Source organism: Shewanella olleyana (genome assembly GCF_023283825.1).
GTDB lineage: Bacteria > Pseudomonadota > Gammaproteobacteria > Enterobacterales > Shewanellaceae > Shewanella > Shewanella olleyana.
This window is the reverse complement of the sequence record NZ_JAKILD010000077.1, coordinates 1-665: the sequence shown is the minus strand read 5'-3', so window position 1 is coordinate 665 and position 665 is coordinate 1. Positions and strand designations below refer to the sequence as shown.

The window sequence follows — 665 nt, the reverse complement described above, 5'->3', positions numbered from 1 at the left end:
CTCTGGGTCGAGAGCCTTTTGGAGCCCAAAGTTTGGTTGTTGTATTTTGTTGTCCAAATCGAGCTTCATCTTGAAACCAAATATCGACAGTGTCTAAAGGGATATACACTGGGATCGTTGCGATCGTTTTAGAAATGAGTTTTTTTAAACTCAGCTTGAGCTTCTAAGGATTGTTTTGGGTGCCTAGAGCGACTTGTAATCCAGCTTAAGCCAATACTTTTCAATATTTTATATACATGATTTAGATGGTAATGGATCCCAAACTGCTGTTCTATATAAGATTGAATATCTATACCCGTTAATCTTCCACCTTGTCTGGAGCGGCTTAACTCGTCTATATATTGATAGAGAGCTTGCTTTTGCTGGTCGTCGAGTTTATTCGCATTTGTCGAGTTCATATTAGCTTTTAAACCATCAATGCCAGTATTTAGGTAGTTCTTAACCCATTCATTGACACTGCGACGACTTACCTTTAACTGGCGAGCAACTTGAGCGCGATTGTGGCATTCCAAAAAGCATGAAATGGCCAATATGCGAATGCGCATACGAGCATCTTTTTCTGACTTTGATAATTTAACTAGTTCAATAGGTGTGTAGTTTTTCAAAGAATAAAATGATTTGGAAATGATGAACACATTAGATCATAATTAATTGCGGATTGGTAT

The 665-nt window shown here is 37.7% G+C and carries 1 protein-coding gene; it reads right to left on the bottom strand.

The window, feature by feature from the left end:
- Positions 1-128: 128 nt before the first annotated feature.
- The gene (locus tag L2735_RS19905; protein WP_248986315.1) at positions 129-635 is read right to left on the bottom strand and encodes a helix-turn-helix domain-containing protein; all 507 of its coding nucleotides are present in this window, start codon (positions 633-635) and stop codon (positions 129-131) included.
- Positions 636-665: the final 30 nt, after the last annotated feature.